This is a genomic window from Vibrio pelagius, assembly GCF_024347575.1.
Classification (GTDB): domain Bacteria; phylum Pseudomonadota; class Gammaproteobacteria; order Enterobacterales; family Vibrionaceae; genus Vibrio; species Vibrio pelagius.
Genome location: NZ_AP025505.1, coordinates 353,328 through 375,751, shown reverse-complemented (window position 1 = coordinate 375,751; position 22,424 = coordinate 353,328). Strand labels below are relative to the sequence as shown.

The 22,424-nt window shown below is 44.8% G+C and carries 20 protein-coding genes; 13 read left to right on the top strand and 7 right to left on the bottom strand.

All coding sequences use genetic code 11. The features are described 5' to 3' along the window. The first annotated feature begins 2 nt into the window (after positions 1-2). On the top strand, positions 3-1,523 hold the full coding sequence (locus vsple_RS21820; RefSeq protein WP_261884178.1) for a tripartite tricarboxylate transporter permease: 1,521 nt from the start codon (positions 3-5) through the stop codon (positions 1,521-1,523). Positions 1,524-1,563: 40 nt separating this feature from the next. On the opposite strand, the gene vsple_RS21815 is transcribed toward vsple_RS21820, so the two are convergent. Next, positions 1,564-2,550, bottom strand: coding sequence for a zinc-dependent alcohol dehydrogenase family protein (locus vsple_RS21815; protein ID WP_261884177.1), 987 nt, complete (start codon positions 2,548-2,550; stop codon positions 1,564-1,566). A gap of 73 nt (positions 2,551-2,623) precedes the next feature. Beyond that, a complete protein-coding gene (locus vsple_RS21810) occupies positions 2,624-3,490 on the bottom strand; it encodes a LysR family transcriptional regulator (protein WP_261884176.1) in 867 nt (288 codons plus the stop codon). Positions 3,491-3,596: 106 nt separating this feature from the next. On the opposite strand from vsple_RS21810, the gene vsple_RS21805 reads away from it, so the two are divergent. Beyond that, positions 3,597-4,310: an AzlC family ABC transporter permease gene (locus tag vsple_RS21805; RefSeq protein ID WP_261884175.1), complete on the top strand. Its 714-nt coding sequence runs from the start codon at positions 3,597-3,599 to the stop codon at positions 4,308-4,310. Beyond that, entirely contained in the window at positions 4,303-4,608 is a 306-nt protein-coding gene (locus vsple_RS21800) for an AzlD family protein (protein ID WP_261884174.1), read from the top strand. The genes vsple_RS21805 and vsple_RS21800 overlap by 8 nt, the downstream gene beginning before the upstream one ends. 219 nt (positions 4,609-4,827) lie before the next feature. Here vsple_RS21800 and vsple_RS21955 read toward each other — a convergent pair whose 3' ends face one another. Then, positions 4,828-5,382: a pilus assembly FimT family protein gene (locus tag vsple_RS21955; protein ID WP_276540054.1), complete on the bottom strand. Its 555-nt coding sequence runs from the start codon at positions 5,380-5,382 to the stop codon at positions 4,828-4,830. Positions 5,383-5,672: 290 nt separating this feature from the next. Here vsple_RS21955 and vsple_RS21790 point away from each other — a divergent pair, with 290 nt between their 5' ends. After that, the gene (locus tag vsple_RS21790) at positions 5,673-7,247 is read left to right on the top strand and encodes an arylsulfatase (RefSeq protein WP_261884173.1); all 1,575 of its coding nucleotides are present in this window, start codon (positions 5,673-5,675) and stop codon (positions 7,245-7,247) included. A 69-nt stretch (positions 7,248-7,316) separates the two neighbouring features. Here vsple_RS21790 and vsple_RS21785 read toward each other — a convergent pair whose 3' ends face one another. Continuing rightward, positions 7,317-8,171, bottom strand: coding sequence for a LysR family transcriptional regulator (locus vsple_RS21785; RefSeq protein ID WP_261884172.1), 855 nt, complete (start codon positions 8,169-8,171; stop codon positions 7,317-7,319). A gap of 95 nt (positions 8,172-8,266) precedes the next feature. Between vsple_RS21785 and vsple_RS21780 the strand changes: the two genes are divergently transcribed. Next, on the top strand, positions 8,267-8,437 hold the full coding sequence (locus tag vsple_RS21780) for a hypothetical protein (protein ID WP_261884171.1): 171 nt from the start codon (positions 8,267-8,269) through the stop codon (positions 8,435-8,437). Between the two features lie 157 nt (positions 8,438-8,594). Here vsple_RS21780 and vsple_RS21775 read toward each other — a convergent pair whose 3' ends face one another. Continuing rightward, positions 8,595-10,613, bottom strand: coding sequence for a M13 family metallopeptidase (locus vsple_RS21775; RefSeq protein ID WP_261884170.1), 2,019 nt, complete (start codon positions 10,611-10,613; stop codon positions 8,595-8,597). A gap of 401 nt (positions 10,614-11,014) precedes the next feature. Here vsple_RS21775 and vsple_RS21770 point away from each other — a divergent pair, with 401 nt between their 5' ends. The 8 genes from vsple_RS21770 (at position 11,015) to mnhG (ending at position 17,916) form a co-directional block, all read left to right on the top strand. Next, entirely contained in the window at positions 11,015-11,950 is a 936-nt protein-coding gene (locus tag vsple_RS21770) for a universal stress protein (protein WP_261884169.1), read from the top strand. 82 nt (positions 11,951-12,032) lie between these two features. Then, complete coding sequence (locus vsple_RS21765; RefSeq protein ID WP_261884359.1) at positions 12,033-12,224, top strand: hypothetical protein; 192 nt, start codon at positions 12,033-12,035, stop codon at positions 12,222-12,224. 145 nt (positions 12,225-12,369) lie between these two features. Continuing rightward, complete coding sequence (mbhE, locus tag vsple_RS21760; RefSeq protein ID WP_261884357.1) at positions 12,370-14,937, top strand: hydrogen gas-evolving membrane-bound hydrogenase subunit E; 2,568 nt, start codon at positions 12,370-12,372, stop codon at positions 14,935-14,937. Beyond that, positions 14,937-15,290, top strand: a complete 354-nt coding sequence (locus vsple_RS21755; RefSeq protein WP_261884168.1) for a Na+/H+ antiporter subunit C — start codon at positions 14,937-14,939, stop codon at positions 15,288-15,290. Before mbhE ends, vsple_RS21755 begins: the two co-directional genes overlap by 1 nt. Further along, on the top strand, positions 15,287-16,855 hold the full coding sequence (locus tag vsple_RS21750) for a Na+/H+ antiporter subunit D (RefSeq protein ID WP_261884167.1): 1,569 nt from the start codon (positions 15,287-15,289) through the stop codon (positions 16,853-16,855). The genes vsple_RS21755 and vsple_RS21750 overlap by 4 nt, the downstream gene beginning before the upstream one ends. Continuing rightward, the gene (locus vsple_RS21745; RefSeq protein ID WP_261884166.1) at positions 16,852-17,328 is read left to right on the top strand and encodes a Na+/H+ antiporter subunit E; all 477 of its coding nucleotides are present in this window, start codon (positions 16,852-16,854) and stop codon (positions 17,326-17,328) included. The genes vsple_RS21750 and vsple_RS21745 overlap by 4 nt, the downstream gene beginning before the upstream one ends. A 28-nt stretch (positions 17,329-17,356) precedes the next feature. Continuing rightward, a complete protein-coding gene (locus vsple_RS21740) occupies positions 17,357-17,617 on the top strand; it encodes a cation:proton antiporter (RefSeq protein WP_261884356.1) in 261 nt (86 codons plus the stop codon). Next, positions 17,617-17,916 (top strand): monovalent cation/H(+) antiporter subunit G, encoded by a 300-nt coding sequence (gene mnhG / locus vsple_RS21735; protein ID WP_045384992.1) that lies wholly within the window; start codon positions 17,617-17,619, stop codon positions 17,914-17,916. The genes vsple_RS21740 and mnhG overlap by 1 nt, the downstream gene beginning before the upstream one ends. Before the next feature lie 139 nt (positions 17,917-18,055). Here the strand turns inward: mnhG and melB are convergent, their stop codons facing one another. Together melB and vsple_RS21725 are read right to left on the bottom strand one after the other, a co-directional pair. Next, a complete protein-coding gene (gene melB / locus vsple_RS21730) occupies positions 18,056-19,429 on the bottom strand; it encodes a melibiose:sodium transporter MelB (RefSeq protein ID WP_261884165.1) in 1,374 nt (457 codons plus the stop codon). A 366-nt stretch (positions 19,430-19,795) separates the two neighbouring features. After that, positions 19,796-21,919, bottom strand: coding sequence for an alpha-galactosidase (locus tag vsple_RS21725; protein ID WP_261884164.1), 2,124 nt, complete (start codon positions 21,917-21,919; stop codon positions 19,796-19,798). Positions 21,920-22,424 lie beyond the last annotated feature (505 nt).

Here is a 22,424-nt window from a genome sequence, read left to right as displayed (position 1 = left end):
ATATGCTTGATTTTACCGCAATTGCAGCAGGTAGTGAGCTGCTATTTTCCTCAATCGGCCCATGGCTTTACGTCTTCCCGGGCATCATCATAGGTTTGGTGTTTGGGGCGATACCTGGTCTTCAAATCTCAATGGCGATGGCAATCTTTTTGCCTGCCACGCTGTACATGAGCTTTCTCGAAGCCATGCTGTTTCTAACGGCCATTTTCACTGGAGGCTCTTTTGGTAGCGGCATTCCTGCTATCTTGATGAATATACCCGGAACCTCTTCGGCGATAGCCACAGCATTTGATGGCTATCCAATGGCGCGTAAAGGTGAGCACAACAAAGCTCTAGGTGTTGCACTGGGCGCATCATGTTTTGGCGTACTGTTTGGCTATATGATTTTGTTTATGCTTATTCAGCCGATCTCTGGCATGGTGCTTAAACTCGGGCCCTCGGAAATGTTCTTCGTCATCTTGTGGGGCATGACACTGATCGCCAGCCTTAAAGGTGACTTCATGCTCAAAGGACTGCTGTCAGGAATGGTTGGCCTACTTATCGGTACGATTGGCTTTAGTGAAGTTGGGGTTGCGCGTGGCACTATGGGTAATGAGTATTTGTTAGATGGTGTACCTGTGATCCCCGCTATGATGGGCATGTTCGCAGCCTCTGAGCTGTTTAAGCTAGTCAACACGAAGTACTTAGTTGCGGATGAGTCAGCTCGCCGCGTAAGTATTCGCAAGATCTTAGGGGGCGTGAAACATGCGTTTAAGCATCCAAAAGTGATGCTGCGCGGCAGTGTCATTGGGGTGTTTGTCGGTGCGGTGCCAGGCGTTGGCTCCTCTGTTTCTAACCTTCTTTCGTACGTTGAAACCAAACGTCGAGACGAAAATCCAGATAGCTATGGCGAAGGCAATCCAAAAGGTGTTGTAGCGGCTGAGTCTGCGAACTCAACCTCGGAAGCTGGTTCGATGGCAACATTACTTGCTTTAGGTATTCCTGGTGGAGGTGCGACGGCGGTCATGCTCGCGGCTTTTGCCATGCACAATATTACCGGTGGCCCTCAATTTATTCGTGAAGAAACGGATATTGTCTATGCGATCATTCTTGCTAACTTTGGTCAGGTTTTTCTGTTGATCGCGCTTGGTTTGATGTTTATTCCTTTGCTCGCTAACGTAGTGAAAGTACCAATGAACATTCTAATTCCATCGGTGCTATCGATGGCAGTATTTGGTTCATTTGGGCTAACAGGTAACATTTCTGGCCCCGTTACTGTATTAGTATTCTCTATCGTAGGTTGGGTGTTTAGCCGACTGAATTACTCAGTCCCAGCTGCCGTTATTGGCATCCTTTTAGGGGGAATGGCGGAAAGCAATCTTCTACATACATATCAGATAAGTGGAGGAGAAATCGGCTACGTGTTCGAACGCCCTATCACCTTATTAATCATTGGATTACTAATGCTTTCTCTGTTCGGATCCAAAATAACCGGTCTACTAACTCGAAGAGCACAACAACCTCACAACCAACAAACCTCATAAAACGAAGTGATCGATTCTCACAACTAACGAGGGTCGATCGCTACGGAATCAATATAATCTTCCCATGTAACGTCGCTGATTTAGATTCAACTATTTCGATAGCAGATTGAACTTGTTCCAATGGAATACAGCGATCAACGTCTAGTTGTATTTTATTGGTAATGAAATGATCTAGCATCATCGAAAACTTTTCACGCCGGATATCTTTACCAACAGCGTCTTCCCAGTAACGCAAGAAAAATGTACTGAAGTTAATGTGATGGTTTTTCATATACTCATAAAAGCGAGGCTCATAAAACTCCAGAGAAAGAGTTCCATAGTTGATGTACTGCCCATTATCGCAGACGGTATGAACCAACTCAGTTCCCTTACAACCTCCAATAGCGTCGAATGCGATATTGGGCCTAGGCAAACCAAGTTGGTGTATTTGAGTGATTAGATCTACTTTTGCGTCTATTACATGGTTAGAACTATATGGATAATGTTCAGGCTTCGACGTGACAGCAATAAGAGTGAATCCTAGGGATGAGGATAACTGGGCAAAAATCTTACCTATTGCTGAATTTCCCGCGTTAATAATCAGTACATCATCTTTTGTCAACGCAGCAATTTCAGTGGTCAAGACCCAAGCAGTGAGCGCGTTAATATATAATTGGCATGCGTAACCACTTCCCAGGTGATGAGGAATATGAAAGAGGTTGTCCGGAGATACCTCGATATACTTCTGCCATGTGCCACTTGTCGCTACAACAACTCGCTGACCAACGACAAACTCCACATCATTAGATTCTATTACAAGCCCAACGGCCTCAAATCCCGGAACTCTGGGCGGTTGATGACAATGCCGATACTGACCTACTCCATGAATAGACAACAGATCACTTGGGTTAATGTTTGTCGCTTCGATACGTACTCGGATCTTGTCATTCTTAAGCGATTCCAAAGGTAGACGCTCTAAAGTCAATGATTCTCTGGGTTGACCGAAACGGAACTGGTTAACTCGTGTGTTTATTGTGGTATCAGTCATTTTCAAGTTACTTGTATGAGTGGAGAAAGGTAGGTCTCTTAATTATGTCTGTCCAAACATAACCCCGGTTCTTTTATACTGCCGAATTTCTCAATGTTCTGACTAGGAAGTCATAAAGGTAATCCACGGCTTGCGAGCTTTTCGAATGAGCACTCCGGTAAACAGAGACTTCCATTGGCTCTAGCGGGCCAAGCCCCTGCTCTTCACCAAGTACCGTTAGATGAGATGGCACACTGCATTGCGTGAACACCGCCACAGCAAGGCCACTTTCCACTGCTGCGATTTGGCCAGCTAGACTTGAGCTATTATACACCACTTTATACGGTTTCCCTTGTAACGCGAGTGAGTTGATGGCGCTTCTTCTCGCAAGACTCGTGCTCTCATAAACAGCAATTGGCAATATTTCTCGTCGCCACAGTTCAAATTGAGGCGTACCAACCCAAACCATAGGTTCATGAAAAAGTAATGTGCCTCGGAAGGCATTATCTCTAGATACAAGAGCTAAATCTAATTCGTTGCTTGCGATCTTAGGAATCAATGACGTTGATTGTTCGCACGTTAATTCAATTTCTACGCCACCAAATCGAGGAGCAAAATTTCGTAAAACAGGTGTCAGATAATTTGCTGCATAGTCATCAGGCACCCCTAACTTTACTTGACCAACTAACTCTTCACCGTGGAATGCCGCCTGTACTTCTGAATGTAAATCTAAGATACGTCGCGCATAACCAAGCAGCATCTGACCTTCTGACGTTAGTTCCATATGACGGTTATTTCTGATTAATAGCTTCTGGCCGACCGCCGATTCTAGCTTCTTTAATTGCATACTGACGGCGGACTGTGAACGGTGCACTAAAGCGGTTGCGTTGGAGAGAGAACCCGAATCCACCACCGCAACAAAACATTTTAGCCAATCAATTTGTAGGTCTTGATAGTTCATACATTCGCTTTTCGAATTAATATATCCTGAATTATGCGCTTTCCACAAATATATATCTAGTCTAGTGTTACGTTCTTCGTCATTAGAAAATAGATTGAATATTCATATGCATACCCATGATTTACGCTTGGAAATACCAAGGATACAACAAGGATTCATCAGATTAATTCCTATCTCTGTATTCGTCTTCGTATTTGGTGCCGCATTCGGGTTAGCGGCATCCCAAGAAGGATTGAGCGGATCATCATCGGTTTGGATGAGTACTTTAGTTTTTGCTGGAGCCGCGCAATTTGGAGCGCTAGATCTATGGGGAACATCCGTGCCTCTTATACCACTAGCCATCACGGTGTTTGCAATTAATGCTCGTCATTTGTTAATTGGAGCAACGTTATATCCTCATATTCGAGAGCTAAATCCGATAACCCGCTATAGCATTATGTTGGTTGCTTCTGATGCAAACTGGGCTTTGTCAATGCGAGCGTTTAGCCAAAACAAGGTACAAGAAGGACTTGGCCTTTTGTTTGGTGGTGGCCTTGCTCTGTGGGCATTTTGGGCCTTGGGTACATGGGCTGGATTTTATCTGGGCAACACCATTAGCAACCCTTCCAGCTTTGGTTTTGACATGGTCATGGGATGTTTTTTATTAACGATGGTTCTAGAGGGCAACAAAGATAACAAAACATCAATGATATGGTTAGTTGCTGGGGTGACATCCATTGCGGCTTATTTTTATTTACCAGAAAACAGTCACGTCATTGTTGGAGCTTTGTCGGGAGGATTAATGGGTATTGTTATTGGAGATAAGAAACAGGATGATTGATACAACAGAAACAGGAACATGGCTACTCATTATCATCATGGCGATCGTTACAATTGTTACGCGATGGGGCGGCATTTTTATCATGTCTTATGTACCAATAAATTATCGAGTACAACAGTTCATAACAGCGATGTCAGGGGCTGTTCTGATTGCCATTATTGCACCTATGCTGATTACGAGCGATCTTGGCGGAAAGCTTGCTTTACTAGTAACGGCATTTGGTACTTTGATACTGAAAAAGCCATTGATTTCAATTCTAGCAGGCATGTTCGTGGCAGCGGTTATTCGTGGTATTTAAAGCCAACGACTGCGTGGTAAACTCCGGACCGTCCATACATTTAGTCAATTGATGTCGATAAGAAGACTTGCTTGTTCGTAAAGACCATTTTGCAATTGGTTTAATGAGTTTCCTAGATTCCAATCAAGTCGCTACTGTCTGCAAATTAAAGAAACAAAGGTTGGCATCAATATAACTCTTTGCAGGCACAGGCAGCAGCGATGTTTCCCAGAAGTTTCGCTAGCAACCATTAGCGATCAACTCAACGTTAACATCGGCAACGCCCAAAGACCGATCAACGGTAAAATAGTAACTGACGGCACAATTGGTGCCTGCTGAGTGGCCTTTGGGGAAGAGTGCTAATGCATAGGCTTCGGTATCTACGGGTAAGAATTTGTTAAGTTTAATTTGGTCAACTACACAAACCGGGGCCTGACAAATTTCGTTGAACACACTGCTATCTTTATAGGCATTTCCCAGATACACATAATCATTGTCCATTAGGTGCTCGAGTTTGTTGTCCCAGATTTCTTGCGGGTAACCATAGTACGTTTGTATTTGGATACCATTCACATCCGTGATTACCTCGTATTGTTGATCAGTCCCCAAGATGACAGATTTGTAGTACACCCCTTCGACGACAAACTGCAATGTTGCTTTAACACTTTCCATGACGCTAAGTCTTGCACTGTCTTGTAGGTTTAAGAACTTAGGAGCCGCCGTAACACTTAAAATACCCAACAACACAATGACGACAACTAACTCGATAAGAGTGAATCCTCTAGCTTGCTTCATGGTTCTCTTCAAATACATCTAAAAGATGCAGAGTTGTACTTTAGCAGCAGCCCGTAGTCTAGAGCCCGCCCCATAAACCAGAAATTTCTGACAAAGGCCCGCTAGTTTTCCCCATGTTCACGCATACTGAAATGTTAAGAGTCTATGTTCAGGCCACAATTTGCCGCTGTAAATCCGCAAAGTATGCTCCCAACGTGTGATCACTAGACATAAACAATGTCACTGTGACCACCACAATATCAAGATGTCTACTACACTCAAAAAGTACTACGTCAATGAAGGTTTAATATATGAAAGTTCTCACTTTAGGTGCAGCGCTAGGCGCTTTGTTCTGCGCGAGTATTAATGCTGCAGTTGATAAGCCAAATATTGTTGTGATTTTCGGTGACGACATTGGTTGGCAAAACGTTAGTGCTTACGGTATGGGTACCATGGGTTATACCACGCCTAATATAGATAAAATTGCCACCCAAGGCGCTCGATTTACCGACCATTATGCCCAACCTAGTTGTACCGCGGGTCGTGCGGCATTCATCACAGGTCAATATCCGATTCGATCTGGTATGACAACTGTAGCCATGCCTGGGGGTGCGTTGGGTATAAAACAGGGCTCTCCTTCTCTAGCCGAAGAACTTAAAGACGTCGGCTACGCAACCGGGCAGTTCGGTAAAAACCATTTGGGAGACCACAATTTCGCCCTTCCTACTGTCCATGGCTTTGACGAGTTTTTCGGCAATCTATATCACCTAAACACACAAGAGGAGCATGAGCAGCGAGATTATCAAAACTTTGCAAAAGCGTACTCAGGGTCTGTTGAAGAATACGCCAAAAAATTTGGTACACGTGGCGTTCTACATTGTTTCGCGACAGAAACAGAAGACACAACCGTAGACCCGCGTTTTGGTGTTGTAGGTAAACAAAAGTGTGAAGACACAGGTGCCCTTGGCCAGGAGCGGATGAAAGATTTTGATCGTCAAGAGATGCTCCCTGCTGCATTGACCTTTATCGATAAAGCCATTGAGCAAGACAAACCTTTTTTTGTGTGGGTGAACACCAGTCGCATGCACTTGTACACCCGATTGGATGAAAAGTGGCGCTACGCAGCAGAGAATTACACCAGTGAATTTGACTACTATGGAAGTGGCATGCTGCAACATGACGATGATATCGGATTCCTACTATCTGAAATCGATAAGCGAAAAATTACCGACAATACGATAGTCGTATACACCACTGATAACGGCCCGGAACACTCTTCATGGCCTCATGGAGGAACCACCCCTTTCCGTGGTGAAAAAATGACAACGTATGAAGGCGGTGTCAGAGTGCCTACACTGGTTAGGTGGCCCGCGCAAATTCCAGCTGGTCAAATCCTAAATGGTATCCAAGGTCACCAAGACTTATTTACCACGCTCGCAGCGGCTGCCGGAATTAAGAACGTGAATGACAAAGTGATCAAAGAAAAAAAGCAGTTTATTGATGGCGTTGATAATCTTGCATATTGGAAAGGCGAAAGTGACAAGTCTGCACGACAATCGATTCTTTACTACTTCGAAAGCCAACTTTCAGCGATCCGAATCGGCCCCTGGAAGTTCCATTTTGCTATTGCTGAGAACTACTACGACAACCTGCTACCACTTTCGAAACCTAAAATTTACAATTTGAGAGCTGATCCTTTTGAAAGTTATGACTCAATTGATGCAAATGGGCATTTAATTCAGAAGATGTCTTGGCTATTAGCTCCAGCATCTGAAATCGTAACGGAGCACGTGCAATCGTTGGTAGAATACCCGCCCACACAGGGCGGCTCGACGTTTGATATGACCAAGGTCATTGAAGACGCGATGTCGAAAACCCAACAATAGCAGATGAGCAAAAAGTCCGATCAACATTATTTTGTTGGTCGGACTTTTTTAGCCATCCCTTTATCAACACTACGTATATAATGTTGTACTCTTATCCACCAGCCATTGGGCTGCTTTTCCGAGCTTCTGTCTAGTAACTCGATCGACTTGTAACAACCAATCTTTCTCTTCACCCCTAACTTGTAGTTTTCTTAAATCAGAGTGATGACTAATGACGTGATGTGGCAATAAACTCCAGTTGTTATTGATCTTAATTATCTCAATAACCCCCTCTAAATTATTCACGATAGAGTTAGATCGCGTTAATGGCAGGTTGTAGTGTAAGGGGGAATCTTTCAATAACACTTGGTGGTAGTCTTTTACGTTGTCAAACACGACATTTGAATCCGATAACAGAGGATGCGATTGATGAACAGCTATCGCAAATGAAACATAGCCAATCGAGCCAAGCTCTACATTTCTCGGAGGTTCTTGCCCCCAAATCATAAAACCAATATCTGCTTCCTTTCTTTCAACCATATCAGCGACAAGATTATTTTCGACAACGTTTAAATTGAGCTGCGTGAAGGGAAAAAGCACGTAGAACTCTTTTAACACATCGTAAAACTTAGGCGTGAGCAATAATGCATTTGCAGCAATGGTCAACGTCTCTTCTACACCCGAGCCAAATGCCTTCATCATATGTTCTATTTGGTAAGCGTCGCTCAACAGACTCACTGAATAGGAGTAAAGTCTGGTTCCCTGTGCAGTTAACTTGGGGGTACGGGAGGAGCGATCAAAGATCACAGTGTCAGTATCGATTTCTAAGTTAGCTATTGTGGTACTGACGGCAGATTGTGCTTTTCCTAACTTTCTTGCAGCAGCAGAAAATGAACCACATTCTACACATGTAACCAAGGTTTCTAACTGTTGGAGCGTAAACATTATAACCCATCTGTATTTTAGATATTAACCAACTACATAGTATCACTTTTGTAGATAATAATATGTCATCACAAAAAAACTTGATGGTGTAAATTATGAATAGTCCGAAAAATACTGAAAAATCAACAACTCAAAAAGAACTAGATGACCTAAGAGCACGCTTAAAACAGAACTCTACAGCTATGCAACAAGCTTCTAAAAAAGCCGACTCAACAGAGATAATGTCGGGAGTGATTAAAACTATCGGGACTTTTGAGAAAAGCTGAATTTAAAAGAAAAACGACCCTTCTAATACATTGAGAATTTAGTCAGCGAGAGTGTCGCTGACTTATCAATGTCGAGTAGGCACATTCGAACTAAAGGACATAAGTTTGATGGCATGCGGATGGGAAATTAGGGTGATTTATCCCAACTATTCCATTTTTACCAGATTTTCACGCGAGCATCTGGCGCCAAGTACATTTCACTGTCCTTGGTAACATTAAACGCTTCGTACCATTCATCTATATTTCGAACGATACCGTTGATGCGAAACTGATTTGGAGCATGCGGGTCGCTAAGGATCCGTGATCGAGTCGCTTCCACAGTCGCCTTTTCACGCCAAACTTGCGCCCACGCTATGAAAAAACGTTGGATTCCAGTCGTGCCCGCTATGACTGGTGCTTTTCCATTAGGATACGTGTCAATGCAATATTGTTTGTAAGCTTCAAGAGCGATCGTAAGCCCCCCCAAATCTCCCAAGTTCTCGCCAAGCGTCAACCTGCCATCAATGTTCAGGCCATCAAACTCGAACTCACTATATTGTTTAACGAGTTGGGTCGTTTTTACTTCGTAGCGTTTGCTTGCAGTTCTAGTCCACCAGTCGCGTAATACGCCACGGCCATCAAACATCCGTCCTTGATCGTCAAAACCATGTCCAATCTCATGGCCTATAACAGCGCCAATTGCTCCAAAATTATACGCCATATCAACATCAGCAGAGTAAAATGGCGGTTGTAGGATGGCCGCAGGAAATACGATTTCATTTGACGTAGCGGTGTAATATGCATTGACAGTTTGTGGCAACATGTCCCACTCCCAACTGTCGACAGGGTTGCCTATTTTTGCTATCTGAATCCTAGCAGTTCGTTGATTGATGTTCTCAATATTGGCTATTAAGCGGTTCGCAGAAAATTGAATATCCGAGGTATCGTGCCACCGATCTGGGTAGCCGATTTTGACGGTAAATTGATCTAGTTTACGAAGCGCTTCCTCTTTAGTTTCTATATCCATCCATTCATTAGCCGCAAAGCGTTTCGCAAACGAGTCCTGAAGATAGCCTATCAGGCTCGTCATCTCTTCTTTATTTTCTTGTGGAAAGTATCGATCTACGTATATCTTGCCAAGTTTCTCCCCGTAGATTTCATCTATGAGTCTAAGCGCTGTTTCTTCTCGAGGTTTATCTGTCGTCACACCATTCAAGACACGACTGTAAAACTCGAAGTGTTCCATAGATATCTGCTTCGGGAGGAAGCGGGCATATCCATTCACATAATGAAATTCTAGGTAAGCTCGTAATGTTTTAATGTCTGTGCGAGCGAAAGTCTTAGCTAAGTGCAGAATAGCTCCGTCTGTCATCACTATGATCTTATCTCGACCTTTATCGCTAAGACCCAGCTCATCAAAATACAGTTCCCAAGGAAAATCTGGTGCATGATCTTGCAGTTGTCTTAGATTCAATGGTCGATACATTTTTTCAACATCTCTCATTTCAGCGTTAGACCAATAACCTTGAGCCAGAACTGTTTCGAGCTCAAACACAGACAGGGCGCGCTCTGTGGCATCTTGATAGTTGAGTGCGGAAAAAACCGTAGCAATATATGAAAGATATTCGTCACGAATGCGATCCATTTTTTCGCCTTTGTCGATATAGTATGCGCGGGCCATTGATAAACCACCCTGCACTATATGCAGTCTGTTGGTTGTTGGATCCTTCTCATCTTGAGCAACTATCATATCGACAAAAGAGTCCACACCAGCTTTTGCCATGAAAGCGGCAGCTTCTTCCCTAGTGCTAATTGTCTCGATCGCCTCAAGCGTCTTTTCGAGAGGTGATAAACCACGGCGTTCTATTTCATCTAAATCCATGTAGCTACGATATAGATTGACGATATTCTTTTCATCATGAGTGAGGTTAGATAACTTAGACGTGGTAAGCTCATCGACAATAGTGCGTAGATTTTTCTGTGTCTTTAGGTGTACATCTACGAAAGCATTTCGAAATGGATAGCCTAATGGGATGTCTGCACTAGACTCCCAGTTGGCATTCACATACTGATTAAAATCAGTGCCGGGGGAGACTTTCTCACTGAGCTCTATGGACTGTTCTCCGTAGGGCACAGTTTGTGCGAATACGCTGCAGCAACAGACAGCAAGAAGTAACGGAAACCGTTTAGTTTTCATATTTAGAGTTAGAAATAGGTATAGATAACTACAAGTGTAGACGATACTAAAACCATAAAAGATGACTCCATTTTTGAGAAGGTTCAGGTTTTAATGGCGTCTTCAATATAAACAGAAAAACTCAGCAACATTTTTATGAATTTCATCGTTTATCGAGTTCATAAAAAAGCATCTTATGACCGACGATAATGTGTTTATATAATTCGTAATCTTCCGAAATATTGACGTAATTTGTTACACATCGTAACCGGAGAACATGCATTATGATTCAGTGTTATTGATATTTAATATGTAAATAACTGAACAGAAACGCATAAACCCAACTTAATGGGTGGTTACAATTGTATGCTAGAAAAATACGCCGTCACTTGGTTAATATTTAACCAACCAAGGAGGCGCGTATGAAACGATTCGAGAACATACTTTTTGCTACGCAAGGATTGCCCGGTCATAGTGACGCTCTCAGCCAAGCAATACGATTAGCAGCGAGCAATCGCGTTCCGGTTTCAGGTTTAATTGCCTGTCCAGACTTCCCTACCGATCTGGCTCAATATCAACAAAGTTATGAGCAGTCTTTGCATGATTCGCTTCAGCAAAGTGTCAAAGCGTTGCGTGAACAACACGGCATCTCGGAAGAACAGGTGCCCTTTCCGCTACGGGTGCACAGCAGTGAACAACCAGCGGTTTGCATCATCCAAGAAGCGTTAACCCATCACAATGACTTAATCATTAAAGAGGCTGAACCACTCAGTGAAGGGGCGGAAGGTTTCAAAGCGATAGACATGACGCTGTTGCGTAAATGCCCTTGCCCAGTGTGGCTTCACCGCCCTATTTCCAAACCCAGAGACAAGCGACGCATTGCTGTGGCCGTCGATCCTATGACTACAAACCCCGAACAAGAAACGCTTGCCCGTCGTTTATTGGAGTTGTCTCGTTCGATTGCAGACACCTGCGACAGTCGATTGCACATTATCTCTTGCTGGGAACATTACTTAGAGAACTATCTCAACAGCAATGTTTGGATACAAGTAGAAGAAGCTCAACTGGAAAATGAAGTATCTCTTGCTAAAGCTAAGCACGCACAGGCGTTACAACGTTTGATCGAGGAGTCAGGAATTTCTGGTGAAACCGTAATTCATCAACTGCATGGCAAGCCAGACAACAAAATTCCAGAGTGTGTCGACGAGGTCGAAATTGATGTTCTAGTCATGGGCACATTAGCTCGAACCGGTATTTCTGGCTTTGTAATAGGCAATACCGCTGAGAACATTCTACAATCGATTAATTGCTCCTTGGTAGCGCTGAAGCCAGAAGGTTTCATCTCCCCTATCAAGTAAATATTCACCCAAATAGCATTAGCAGGAGAAGTACCAAAACAAACTGCCACCTAATACTGACGACTTCCTAAAGGAGGATGGTATGAAAAAATTATGTCCTAATTGCCGAACTGAAATGCTCGAACGTTCAAACATTCATGTATGCCCGAGAAATGAAATCGGAGATTGCTCATATGACGCTCTAAGTCTTGCGCATGAAGTATCTGCCTACCAACTCAAAGAAGTAAATACCTGCAGCGACCTACACTCCTACGTCGCTCAAGATAGTAAGTAGCTTGAACCATTAACCGTATCAATTTATATCGAAATGGATGGTGCTATTGAATAACGTATTAGGAAATAAAAATACTCAGGGATCAAAAGATCGTTCGTTGATTCTAACGATCTTCCCTGTACTGCCCGTAATCATTTTCCTGTTTATCATCAGTTGGTATGAGCCGGGAGGCGTAAGTTGGCAAGCGGCTTGGGTTCCGGGTTTAGATGTTAACCTGAGCTTCAAGTTGGATGGCTTGTCTTTCCTATTTGCATGTTTGATCAGCGGCATCGGTGCGCTTATCCAGATTTACGCACTGGCTTACCTGAAGGGGCATTCGTCTCGATTCTCTTTCCACCTGTACTTAACGCTGTTCATGTTAGCCATGCTCGGGGTTGTCACGAGCGACAATATCCTGCTTCTTTTTGTGTTTTGGGAGCTCACCACCATCACGTCGTATCTTTTGATTGGTTTTAATCACGAGAAAGACAAATCCCGCAAGAACGCATTACAATCGCTCATTGTCACTGGCGCTGGTGGCTTAGCGTTATTAGCAGGCCTGATACTGCTGGGTGAAATGGCTGGCAGTTATGAGATAAGTACCATCGTCGCGCAAAGTGCGTTGATTGCACAACATGAATGGTTTTTACCTTCGCTGATTCTGATCTTACTCGGTGCTTTCACCAAATCGGCGCAGTTTCCATTCCACTTTTGGTTGCCGAATGCCATGGCAGCGCCAACGCCAGTGAGCGCATATCTTCATTCCGCCACTATGGTAAAAGCTGGCGTGTACTTGCTTGCCCGTGTCTCACCCATCTACTCGTCTAGTGAGATCTGGTTCTACACACTCGGCATTTTCGGCGGCTTTACCGCGATATGGTGCGCACTGCTCGCTCTTAAGCAAACCGATCTGAAGCTGATGCTGGCATACAGTACCAACGTCGCCTTGGGCAAATTAGTGTTAATGATAGGCATGGGTACTGAGTTGGCGATGACGGCCGCGCTGCTGTTTATCTTGGCGCACTCGTTCTACAAAGCAGCGCTGTTTATGGTGGTGGGGAATATCGATAAAGCGACAGGAACGCGTGATATTCGTATGCTGCATGGTTTGAAAACAGCACTAGTACTCAGTGTCATAGCCGCGATCCTTGCCGCCTTGTCGAAATCTGGAGTACCGCCACTACTCGGTTTCTTAAGCAAAGAATATATGTACAAATCCGGTCTGGAAGCGAGTGTCATCCTCACCACCTTATTCCTTCTGGTAAACGTCACTATGGTGACACTGTCGCTAGCTCTGATTGTAAAACCTATCTTCGCGACTTATGAAGGTAGTGCAACGTCAGCCAAGAAAGTGGAAGCCAATAAAGGGCTATGGATGCCAGCAATGCTGCTTGCAGTAGCCAGTGTACTTGTTCCGTTATTTGGCTTAGGGTGGATCAACAACAACGTGGTTATTCCGGGGGTTTTGTCGAGCTTGCCGGACTCAGAACCACAAGCAACCAAGCTATGGCAGGGCGTGAATCTACCGTTGGTGCTCAGTGCATTAACCTTGTTAATCGGTTTTGTTTTGTATCGAGTCTACCCTAGGCTACTAGTGATTTGGCAACGTAGAGTACCCGTATTGCCAACGGCCGAATCCAGTTTCGACAAAATTATGGCTGGCATGATGCGTTTGGCGAAATGGCAAACGCAGTTATTGCAGCAAAAGCGTTTAAGCCATTATGTGTTGTTGTTCTTTATCGTGCTGGCTGGATTACTGTTAAGTAACCCGGTAGTGATCCCACAAGCTCGCTTTGCTGCATTAGCCAACATTAGTTTCTACGAGATCAGCATTGCTCTGCTACTCATCGGTGCTGCCTTAGTATGCACCTTTACCACATCTCGCTTACTAGCGGTCTCTGCCCTGGGTTTAGTGGGCTTTATGACCACCTTAGTCTTTATGCTTTACAGCGCACCAGACGTCGCGAAAACCTTATTGTTGGTTGAAACCTTAATGGTTGTATTTGTGGCGCTTTTGATACGTCATATCCCAGCTTTATTGACGGTGCCGCAACATTCGGTACGTCGAAGATTACTTCACGGGGCGATAGCGGGTGTGATTGGTATGTCGGTAACGGCGTTGTTGATAAACATCACCGCACCACCTCTAGATTCCACTCTGGCTGATTTCTTCGCAGAGAATAGCGTTCCCGGCGGACATGGACGCAACATCGTCAACGTGATTTTGGTTGATTTCCGAGCCTTCGATACGTTAGGCGAGGTGATTGTGGTCGTGATGGCGGGTATCGCCGCAGTTAGCTTGTTGAAAACGCACTATCACAAACGCAACCGTATTCGTTCCCTTATCTTTGCGACCACCGCACACATCGTTGCAGCACTGATGTTGGTGTTCTCACTTTACCTTTTGTTACGAGGTCACAACGAGCCGGGTGGCGGCTTTATTGGTGCGCTGATCGCTGTGATTGGTTTTGCGCTACTGATGTTTGCCGAATCGCCACAATATGTGCGTGACCGCTTGTATTACGCACCATTTAGCATTGCTCTGTTTGGCATCTTCTTAAGCTTTGTGGCAGGCCTAATGAGCTTTGCCTTCAATTTGCCTTTCTTAACGGGTTTGTGGTGGAAAGACATTCTGCCACTAGGCACACCGCTGATATTCGATGTCGGCATCTACCTCGCCATTATTGGTGGTGTGATGGGGATGTTGCTGCGCGTGAATGAGGAGTTGGACTGATGGAAATACTATGGAGTCTCGTGGTCGGTGTGTTTGTCGCGGCTGGTGTCTATCTCATGCTTGAACGACACATCTTACGCTTACTATTTGGTTTGATCTTGTTGAGCAGTGCGGTGAACATTGCGATTTTCACTGCTGGACGTTTAACTCCCGGACTACCGCCATTGATTGAGACGAATTCAGTGTTGCCACCAGAAGGTGCGGCAAACCCGCTTCCTCAAGCCCTAATTCTGACTGCCATTGTGATTGGCTTTGGTTTGTTGGTGTTTGCATTAATGTTGTTTTACCGCGCATATTTCGAAGCGGGCTCGGCAGATGTGGATGCGATGCGACGTTCTGAGGAGGATGAATGACGACGATTTGGTTGACGTTACCCGTAGTTGTTTCTCTTCTTACCGCTGTCGCCATCTTCTGCGCGAAACGTAACAAAGCGCTGGTGGATGCGATAAGTGGCACAAGCGCATTGGCAACCTTGGTGATTGCGGCATTGTTGACGCACGATGTTATCAACGGTGGGCCACAAGCAGTAGCCTTTGGTCAATGGGCGGCACCATTCGGCATTGTTTTTGTGGCAGATTATCTCGCGGTCGCCATGGTGTTGGTGACGGCCATTATTAGTGTCGTGAGCGTGTTTTATGCCATGGGCGATCTGCAAGAAAAGGCGTCTTACGGCACGTTTCATGCGCTGATATATGTCTTGTTGGCCGGTGTGTATGGTGCGTTTCTTACCGGAGATATTTTCAACCTCTACGTGTGGTTTGAAGTGATGTTGATAGCATCGTTTGGTTTAATGATCTTGGACGGTTCAAAGCAACAAGTGGATGGAGCAGTAAAGTACGTGATACTCAATCTAATCTCGACCTTGGTCTTCTTGCTTGCGATTGGCTTGCTCTATGGCGCAACAGGGACTTTGAACCTTGCGGATTTACACGCCAAAGCCGCACAGATTCCGTCTGACACCAATACCTTACTTGCCGTACTGTTCCTATTCGCGTTTGCAATTAAAGCGGCGTTGTTTCCTGTTTTTGCTTGGCTTCCAGCTTCTTACCATACGTTGCCGAGCGCGGTTGTCGCACTATTCGCTGCGTTGCTCACCAAGGTTGGGGTGTACGCATTAATCCGTGTGTTCACCTTGATTTTCCCACTATCAGAAAGCGGTTGGCAGCCAACTTTGATGTGGGTGGCAGGACTTACGATGTTAACTGGCGTATTGGGGGCCGCGAGCCAGTACGACATTAAAAAGATTCTCTCTTTCCATATCATTAGCCAGATTGGTTATATGATCATGGGATTGGCGATCTACACGCCGCTTGCCATTGCGGGCGCGATTTTTTACATCGTGCACCACATCATAGTAAAAGCAAATTTATTCCTGATTGGCGGCTTTATCGAGCGTAAATATGGCTCGGGCAACTTGGGGCAATTAGGCGGCGTTTACAAAGCCATGCCTTGGCTCGCTTTCTTGTTTCTCATTCCTGCATTCTCCCTGGCGGGGTTTCCACCTTTATCGGGCTTCTGGGGCAAGTTCCTTGTCATCAAATCTAGCTTGCAAACCGAGTTGTATTGGCTTGCAGGTGCGGCGCTTTTAGTGGGGCTGTTAACGGTGTTCTCGATGACCAAGATCTGGAACGAAGTGTTTTGGAAAAAGCCTCAGCAAACACTGAAAGCGCAGCCAATGAACAAGTACACAAAAGGATTATATTGCGTGCCAATAGCCACATTGACCACCTTAAGTCTGATTATTGGTTTGGCAGCCGAGCCTTTTTACCAATTTGCAGAACTCGCCGCAGAACAGTTGATTGAGCCCCAAGCTTACGTAAAAGCAGTTCTTGGAGAGAGTGCATTGGCTAACAGTGTAATAGTTGACAACGAAATAGCTCAAAACGTGACATTGAATACGATGGGAGGTAACCAGTGATTTATCTCTTTTTAAACTTATTTCTCGCTCTGGCCTGGATGCTATTAAATGGCAACTATACCAGTATCGATTTCATTCTTGGCTTTGTGGTCGGTTTTTTCGCTCTATGGCTAAGCCAACCATTTGGATTAAAAACCAGTTACTTCAGACGCTTTAGCGCTTTGGTCAGCTTGTTCTTTTTTTTCTGTTACGAAATGATGATATCGGTAGCGAAAGTTGTTTGGGATGTGGTTACACCAACTCATTTGAGTGAGCCAGATATTGTCTATGTACCGCTGGATGTTAAGTCAGATTTAGAAATCTCCTTACTCGCAAACATGGTTTCTCTGACACCGGGAAGCTTGAGTTTAGATGTCACGCCGGACAAAAAGCATTTGGTTGTACATGCGATGTTTGCGCCAGAGCACGAAAAGGTTATTCAGGAAATCAAAGACGGTTTAGAGAAACGGATTTTGGAGGTGACGCGTGGCTGATGGATTACAAGTAAGTAGTTGGTTACAGATGAGTATCACGTTCGCTTATATTGGTTTGTTGCTCAGTGTTTTGATGGCATTCATTCGCTTGGTTCTTGGTCCCACCTTGGCCGACAGAGTGATAGCACTTGACCTGATTTCATTTTTAACAGTGGGCTTTATTGCTGTTTATACCCTAGAGAGTGGACAACAATCTCTATTGGATATTGCTATCACACTCGGTCTAGTGGCTTTCCTTGGAACCATTGCCTTTGCGAGGTTGATCTTCAAAAGAAAAGGAGAAGCGTAATGGACATTATCGTTGGGATTTTACTCTGTCTCGGAACCTTGTTTACACTTATCGCGAGCCTTGGAATTTTACGAATGCCCGATCTTTACACGCGAATGCACGCAGCAACCAAAGCCGGCACGGTGGGCTTAGCTTCACTGTTATTGGCGGTGGCAATCGCGATACCGGATATCACGGTGATTTCACGAGTAATTGGTACAATGTTATTTATCTTTATCACCGCCCCGGTAGCGGCACACTTGCTAGGTAAGGCGACGCAAGAAAGTGGTTATCAAATCTGGAGAAACAACAAGAAATAGAACGTGTGCTGTTTGTTGGTGGAAGTGAAAAGGTGAATGTTCTGTTGCTGTCCGAATAAAAAACCAGCCTAAATCACTATAGGCTGGTTTATATAATTTGAGGTTTATGTCTCTACTTAAGCTCAATAGATTAGAAAGTCTACGCTTCTGCAGTTACTCGTTCACTCTGCTCTACTTGGTCGGTATCTTTTTTATTGAAGCCTTCGTGCAGGCGGTAGTAGCGTTGGTAGATAAGGCCACTGATTGTCATCATGATTGCTGGAAGGCCGATCATCATGAATTCCAGTCCCATAATGGTGCTTGCTGATTGTTCTACGTTTGGCACGTAACCCACAACTGATAAGCCAACACCAACAATGAAGCCACCCGCTGCGCCTGCGAATTTCACAAGCATAGTTTGCACAGAGAAGATAACACTCTCGCTGCGGCGACCTGTTTTGTGTTCGCCGTAGTCCACGACGTCTGCCAGCATTACCGTTTGCAGAGCGTTCGCAATACCGACACCGAACTTGATTGCTGCGCCTGCCATACCAATCATTAGCGCATTAGCTGGAGCGATGAAGCCCATCAGTAGTAGAAGCACGCAAGACAGAATTGGGAAGCCACAAGCGATAGGCCATAACAGCTTACGCGGTAGAAATGCCGCAATACGTGGGAACAAGAACACACCCGCTACTTCTGCTGCGCCCGCAACCGCCATGTAAACAGGGAATAGTTCTGCGTTTCCAAGTGCGTAAGAGAAGTAATAAATTGCGAAGCCACCAACAAGTAAGTTAGCAATTTGGAACGACAGAACAGTACCAATCAATGCTTTCAGCTGATCGTTCTTGCCGATGATAGTTAGCACATCTTTAAAGCTAAACTTCTCTGCTGGTTTTGCGTTAGCTGGCGCTGCTTTCTCTTTCACGTTACGTGCAATCAAGAATGCGCTCATCACGAACAAAACTGCAATCAGCATAGCAACATTGAAGAAACCGTCACCTTGGTTACCGTTACCTAGTTCACCCACGATGTGGAGGCCATAAGTACCCGTAATAAACCATGCAAGGCTTGCAAAAAGACGTGGCCACACAACCAACTTTTCACGCTCTTGACGCTCACTCGACAGTGCCGGAATCATTGACCAGTAAGGGATGTCCATAATGGTGTAGGTAAGACCCCATAGGATGTACGCCGCTGCCGCATAGATGTACAGAGTTGTGCCTTCAAACATATGGGTGCTGAAAAGGCCGACTAACACGATAGCGTTCAGTACTGTACCAATCACAATCCAAGGGCGGAATTTACCGAATTTTGAGCGCGTATTATCAACAATGACTCCCATCATAGGGTCGGTCACCGCATCAATGATACGCGCAGCTAAAAAGATCGTACCCACGAAAGCGGCAGAGAGACCTGCGACATCCGTAAAGTAAAACATTAAGAAGATATAGATAGGTGCGCAGGCAAAATCTTTGCCGAGAGCTCCGAGGCCGTAGGACAGCTTGGTTTGTAGAGTAATTTTATCAGACATTTTAGTTCCTTAGTGTCGTACTGCTGTTCACTCCCCTAACTAGAATGAATAACGTCGACGTCTTTTATTTATATTTCGAGGGTAATGCTACTCACACACTCGCCACCTTACTGTGATCAAAAACCGCCTTATGGAAACGTTTCCATTAAAATTACAGAAATGAGACATCGAGCACGAACATGGGAAACCGCTACAAAATATAAATATTTTTCTCCTTTAAATTAGCAAGTTACGACAATTGATAATAATAACAATTATCAATAAGATATTACAAAGAAACACAAAAAGCCACACAAACCTCAGACTTGTGCGGCATTTTCTCCCTTGTTGAGAGAGCGATTTTCGTTCTATTGAAAAGTTATAGCTCTATGCGATATCGATACGCTGAAGCTTGATTAACATGGCACTCTCGGCATCCAAGATAGGCATCGTGAGACCGACCTCTGCGCACCAATCACCTGATAGTTCGCAGCCAGATTCCGTCCAGGGAGGCTGATAGTTCACGATATCGTCGTAGTTAGACGGTTTATCCAATACCGTTACTCGGTATGTCGCTTGTGGATCCAATCCGGGGACACGCAAATGACCACTCAATGAATTGGTTGGCATCGCGAGCTGTGCAACCATCACTACAGCTTCCGACTGATCGTTAGAGACAACCGCATGAATTTGGTGCGCTTTATCGTCAGTAGGGATCCGCCAAGTACTACCGCTGTGCAGTAATGGACGCAACATTTTGTGTAGTTTGATGTAGCGTTCAAAGCCCTCTTTCTCCGCTTGATCTTCTTTCACTGGGTCAAGCTCAATCCCCATGTGACCGAACAGGGCTGTAAGCCCACGGAACTCGATGCTGTGACGACGGCGCGTACTATGACAGTGGCTCGCAGCAATATGGCTGCCCATTACTTCTGGCGGGAAGAAGTAGCTCATACCGCGTTGAATAGTTTGACGCTCAAGTGCGTCGTTATTGTCTGAAGCCCAGAATCGATGTGTGCGCTTTAAAACCTCATAATCAATACGGCCGCCGCCCGCCGCGCAAGATTCAATCTCCACTTGCGGGTGCTTTTCACGAACTTTATCCACTAACTGATAGTAACGTTGGGTTTGATTGTGCGCCGCAGCCTGACCTAAGTGCGCTGGCTGAACGACTTCGCGGTTCATGTCCCACTTGATGTAAGCGATATTGTAGGTCGAAAGGAAATGGTCCAGTCGCTCAAGCAAGAAGTTAAACGCATCATCATTTTGCAGGTTGATGACATATTGATTACGACCTGTTGGTTGCTCGTAGCCATCGACTGCCAATAGCCAGTCAGGATGAGAGCGATACAGATCTGAATCTCTATTGATCATTTCTGGCTCAAACCACAACCCAAATTCCATTCCCAGACTGTTTACGTGTTCCACAATCGGGCGTAAACCATTCGGGTATTTGGCTTCACACAAAAACCAATCCCCTAGCCCAGATTTATCTCCGTTGCGCCCTTTGAACCAGCCATCATCAATGATAAAGCGCTCTACACCCATCTCTGCCGAATGAGTTGCCATCGACATGATGTATTCTGGATCGTGATCGAAGTAAATGCCTTCCCATGTATTGAGGTGAATAGGACGAGACTTATCAGTAAAATCTCTTGGTAAAATAGCTTCGCGTACATGAGCATGAAAGTGATGGCTCATGGCATTCAAACCTGTATTGCTATGGCTTGCGTACAACCAAGGTGTCGTCAAGCTTTCACCCTCTTCCAATGCGATTTCACCCGGAAGATAAATCACCTCTGCTTGCATATATCTTCGACCATCGGCCTTAACATCAACACGCAGTCGGTGATTACCGCTCCATGCAAAGTGGAAGCCCCATACATCGCCATTCATCTCATCGAAGTGTGCAGTACCAACAACTAACGCCGGATAGTGTTCATGAGATGTGCGCCCACGACGGTTCTCTTGTTGGTAACCGCCTTGTAGCAACGGTTGACGAACAGTTTGAAATTCATGAACCCAACGACCGTAATATGTCATTAGCTCATTCGCACGCGCAGGCAAAGGCAAGGTATTCGCAAGGCGATTGACCTGATACACACCCTCTTTTTTATTTGTGAGCGTGTGACGCGTTTTAACCACGTCATTGACATCTAAAATCAGTTCAGTTTTTAAAAGCAAGCCAGCAATAACGTCTTCGCTCTCAACCACGATGCCATTCTGGTTTTCTTCAACATGACGGATAACAAATACCGGAGCCCAATCCTGGCCATTACGATGCCCTTCAACACCAGGACTGCTAAATAAACCACGACCAAGCTCTGGGCTTAAAGTCATCGAAACATCATTGTCCAAACGCCCGTACGGCACCGGGCGATACAAAGCTCTGCGATACTCTTTGTAGTCACCGCTGACATTCTTCCCCCAATGTAGGATCTCTGCATGGTCCCCAAGCTCTACTATCAGCTGCGTTTGTTGGCCTGTTAGCTCAACCAGTGTTTTATCCATCATCTTGTCTTACCTTGAAACTGGAAATTACGTCGCATCATAATGAAATCTTCGAAATAATCTGTGACGAACCCTTAATTATGGAAACGTTTCCATAATTAACATAGCTTATTGAGAGGTTGGAGTTGCTTATATTTGGTGGCTACTTTTGAGAAAGAATATACGTCTACGTCTTCACTGACACAAACATCTTCGATATAAACACCCATTTCTCTCTATGTAAAAGCTTTTATTATCATCAACTTAAAAACACAACCCTATCATTTAGGCGACTAAACATCCATTTAATACCTGCCGCCCTTGCGGTCATGGCATAGCCCTCGTATTCTGAAGCCTTCGAGTACGTCATGAAGTGTCTTTATTGGGTCCTAACTTAATACCCCAGATTGACGATGTCGTCAGATTAAAGTGTCAACTTTGATTTAAGTGACTACATTTAACTTCTTTGTCTCACATGCCCAATTGATTTCAGTTGGGCTATCTTAACCCGACTAAATTAATATATTTC

Bases quoted from the DNA above. Each gene is read 5' to 3' on its own strand.
- vsple_RS21820 (WP_261884178.1), top strand. From the start codon at position 3: ATGCTTGATTTTACCGCAATTGCAGCAGGTAGTGAGCTGCTATTTTCC.
- vsple_RS21815 (WP_261884177.1), bottom strand. From the start codon at position 2,550: ATGACTGATACCACAATAAACACACGAGTTAACCAGTTCCGTTTCGGT.
- vsple_RS21810 (WP_261884176.1), bottom strand. From the start codon at position 3,490: ATGAACTATCAAGACCTACAAATTGATTGGCTAAAATGTTTTGTTGCG.
- vsple_RS21805 (WP_261884175.1), top strand. From the start codon at position 3,597: ATGCATACCCATGATTTACGCTTGGAAATACCAAGGATACAACAAGGA.
- vsple_RS21800 (WP_261884174.1), top strand. From the start codon at position 4,303: ATGATTGATACAACAGAAACAGGAACATGGCTACTCATTATCATCATG.
- vsple_RS21955 (WP_276540054.1), bottom strand. From the start codon at position 5,382: ATGAAGCAAGCTAGAGGATTCACTCTTATCGAGTTAGTTGTCGTCATT.
- vsple_RS21790 (WP_261884173.1), top strand. From the start codon at position 5,673: ATGAAAGTTCTCACTTTAGGTGCAGCGCTAGGCGCTTTGTTCTGCGCG.
- vsple_RS21785 (WP_261884172.1), bottom strand. From the start codon at position 8,171: ATGTTTACGCTCCAACAGTTAGAAACCTTGGTTACATGTGTAGAATGT.
- vsple_RS21780 (WP_261884171.1), top strand. From the start codon at position 8,267: ATGAATAGTCCGAAAAATACTGAAAAATCAACAACTCAAAAAGAACTA.
- vsple_RS21775 (WP_261884170.1), bottom strand. From the start codon at position 10,613: ATGAAAACTAAACGGTTTCCGTTACTTCTTGCTGTCTGTTGCTGCAGC.
- vsple_RS21770 (WP_261884169.1), top strand. From the start codon at position 11,015: ATGAAACGATTCGAGAACATACTTTTTGCTACGCAAGGATTGCCCGGT.
- vsple_RS21765 (WP_261884359.1), top strand. From the start codon at position 12,033: ATGAAAAAATTATGTCCTAATTGCCGAACTGAAATGCTCGAACGTTCA.
- vsple_RS21755 (WP_261884168.1), top strand. From the start codon at position 14,937: ATGGAAATACTATGGAGTCTCGTGGTCGGTGTGTTTGTCGCGGCTGGT.
- vsple_RS21750 (WP_261884167.1), top strand. From the start codon at position 15,287: ATGACGACGATTTGGTTGACGTTACCCGTAGTTGTTTCTCTTCTTACC.
- vsple_RS21740 (WP_261884356.1), top strand. From the start codon at position 17,357: ATGAGTATCACGTTCGCTTATATTGGTTTGTTGCTCAGTGTTTTGATG.
- mnhG (WP_045384992.1), top strand. From the start codon at position 17,617: ATGGACATTATCGTTGGGATTTTACTCTGTCTCGGAACCTTGTTTACA.
- melB (WP_261884165.1), bottom strand. From the start codon at position 19,429: ATGTCTGATAAAATTACTCTACAAACCAAGCTGTCCTACGGCCTCGGA.
- vsple_RS21725 (WP_261884164.1), bottom strand. From the start codon at position 21,919: ATGATGGATAAAACACTGGTTGAGCTAACAGGCCAACAAACGCAGCTG.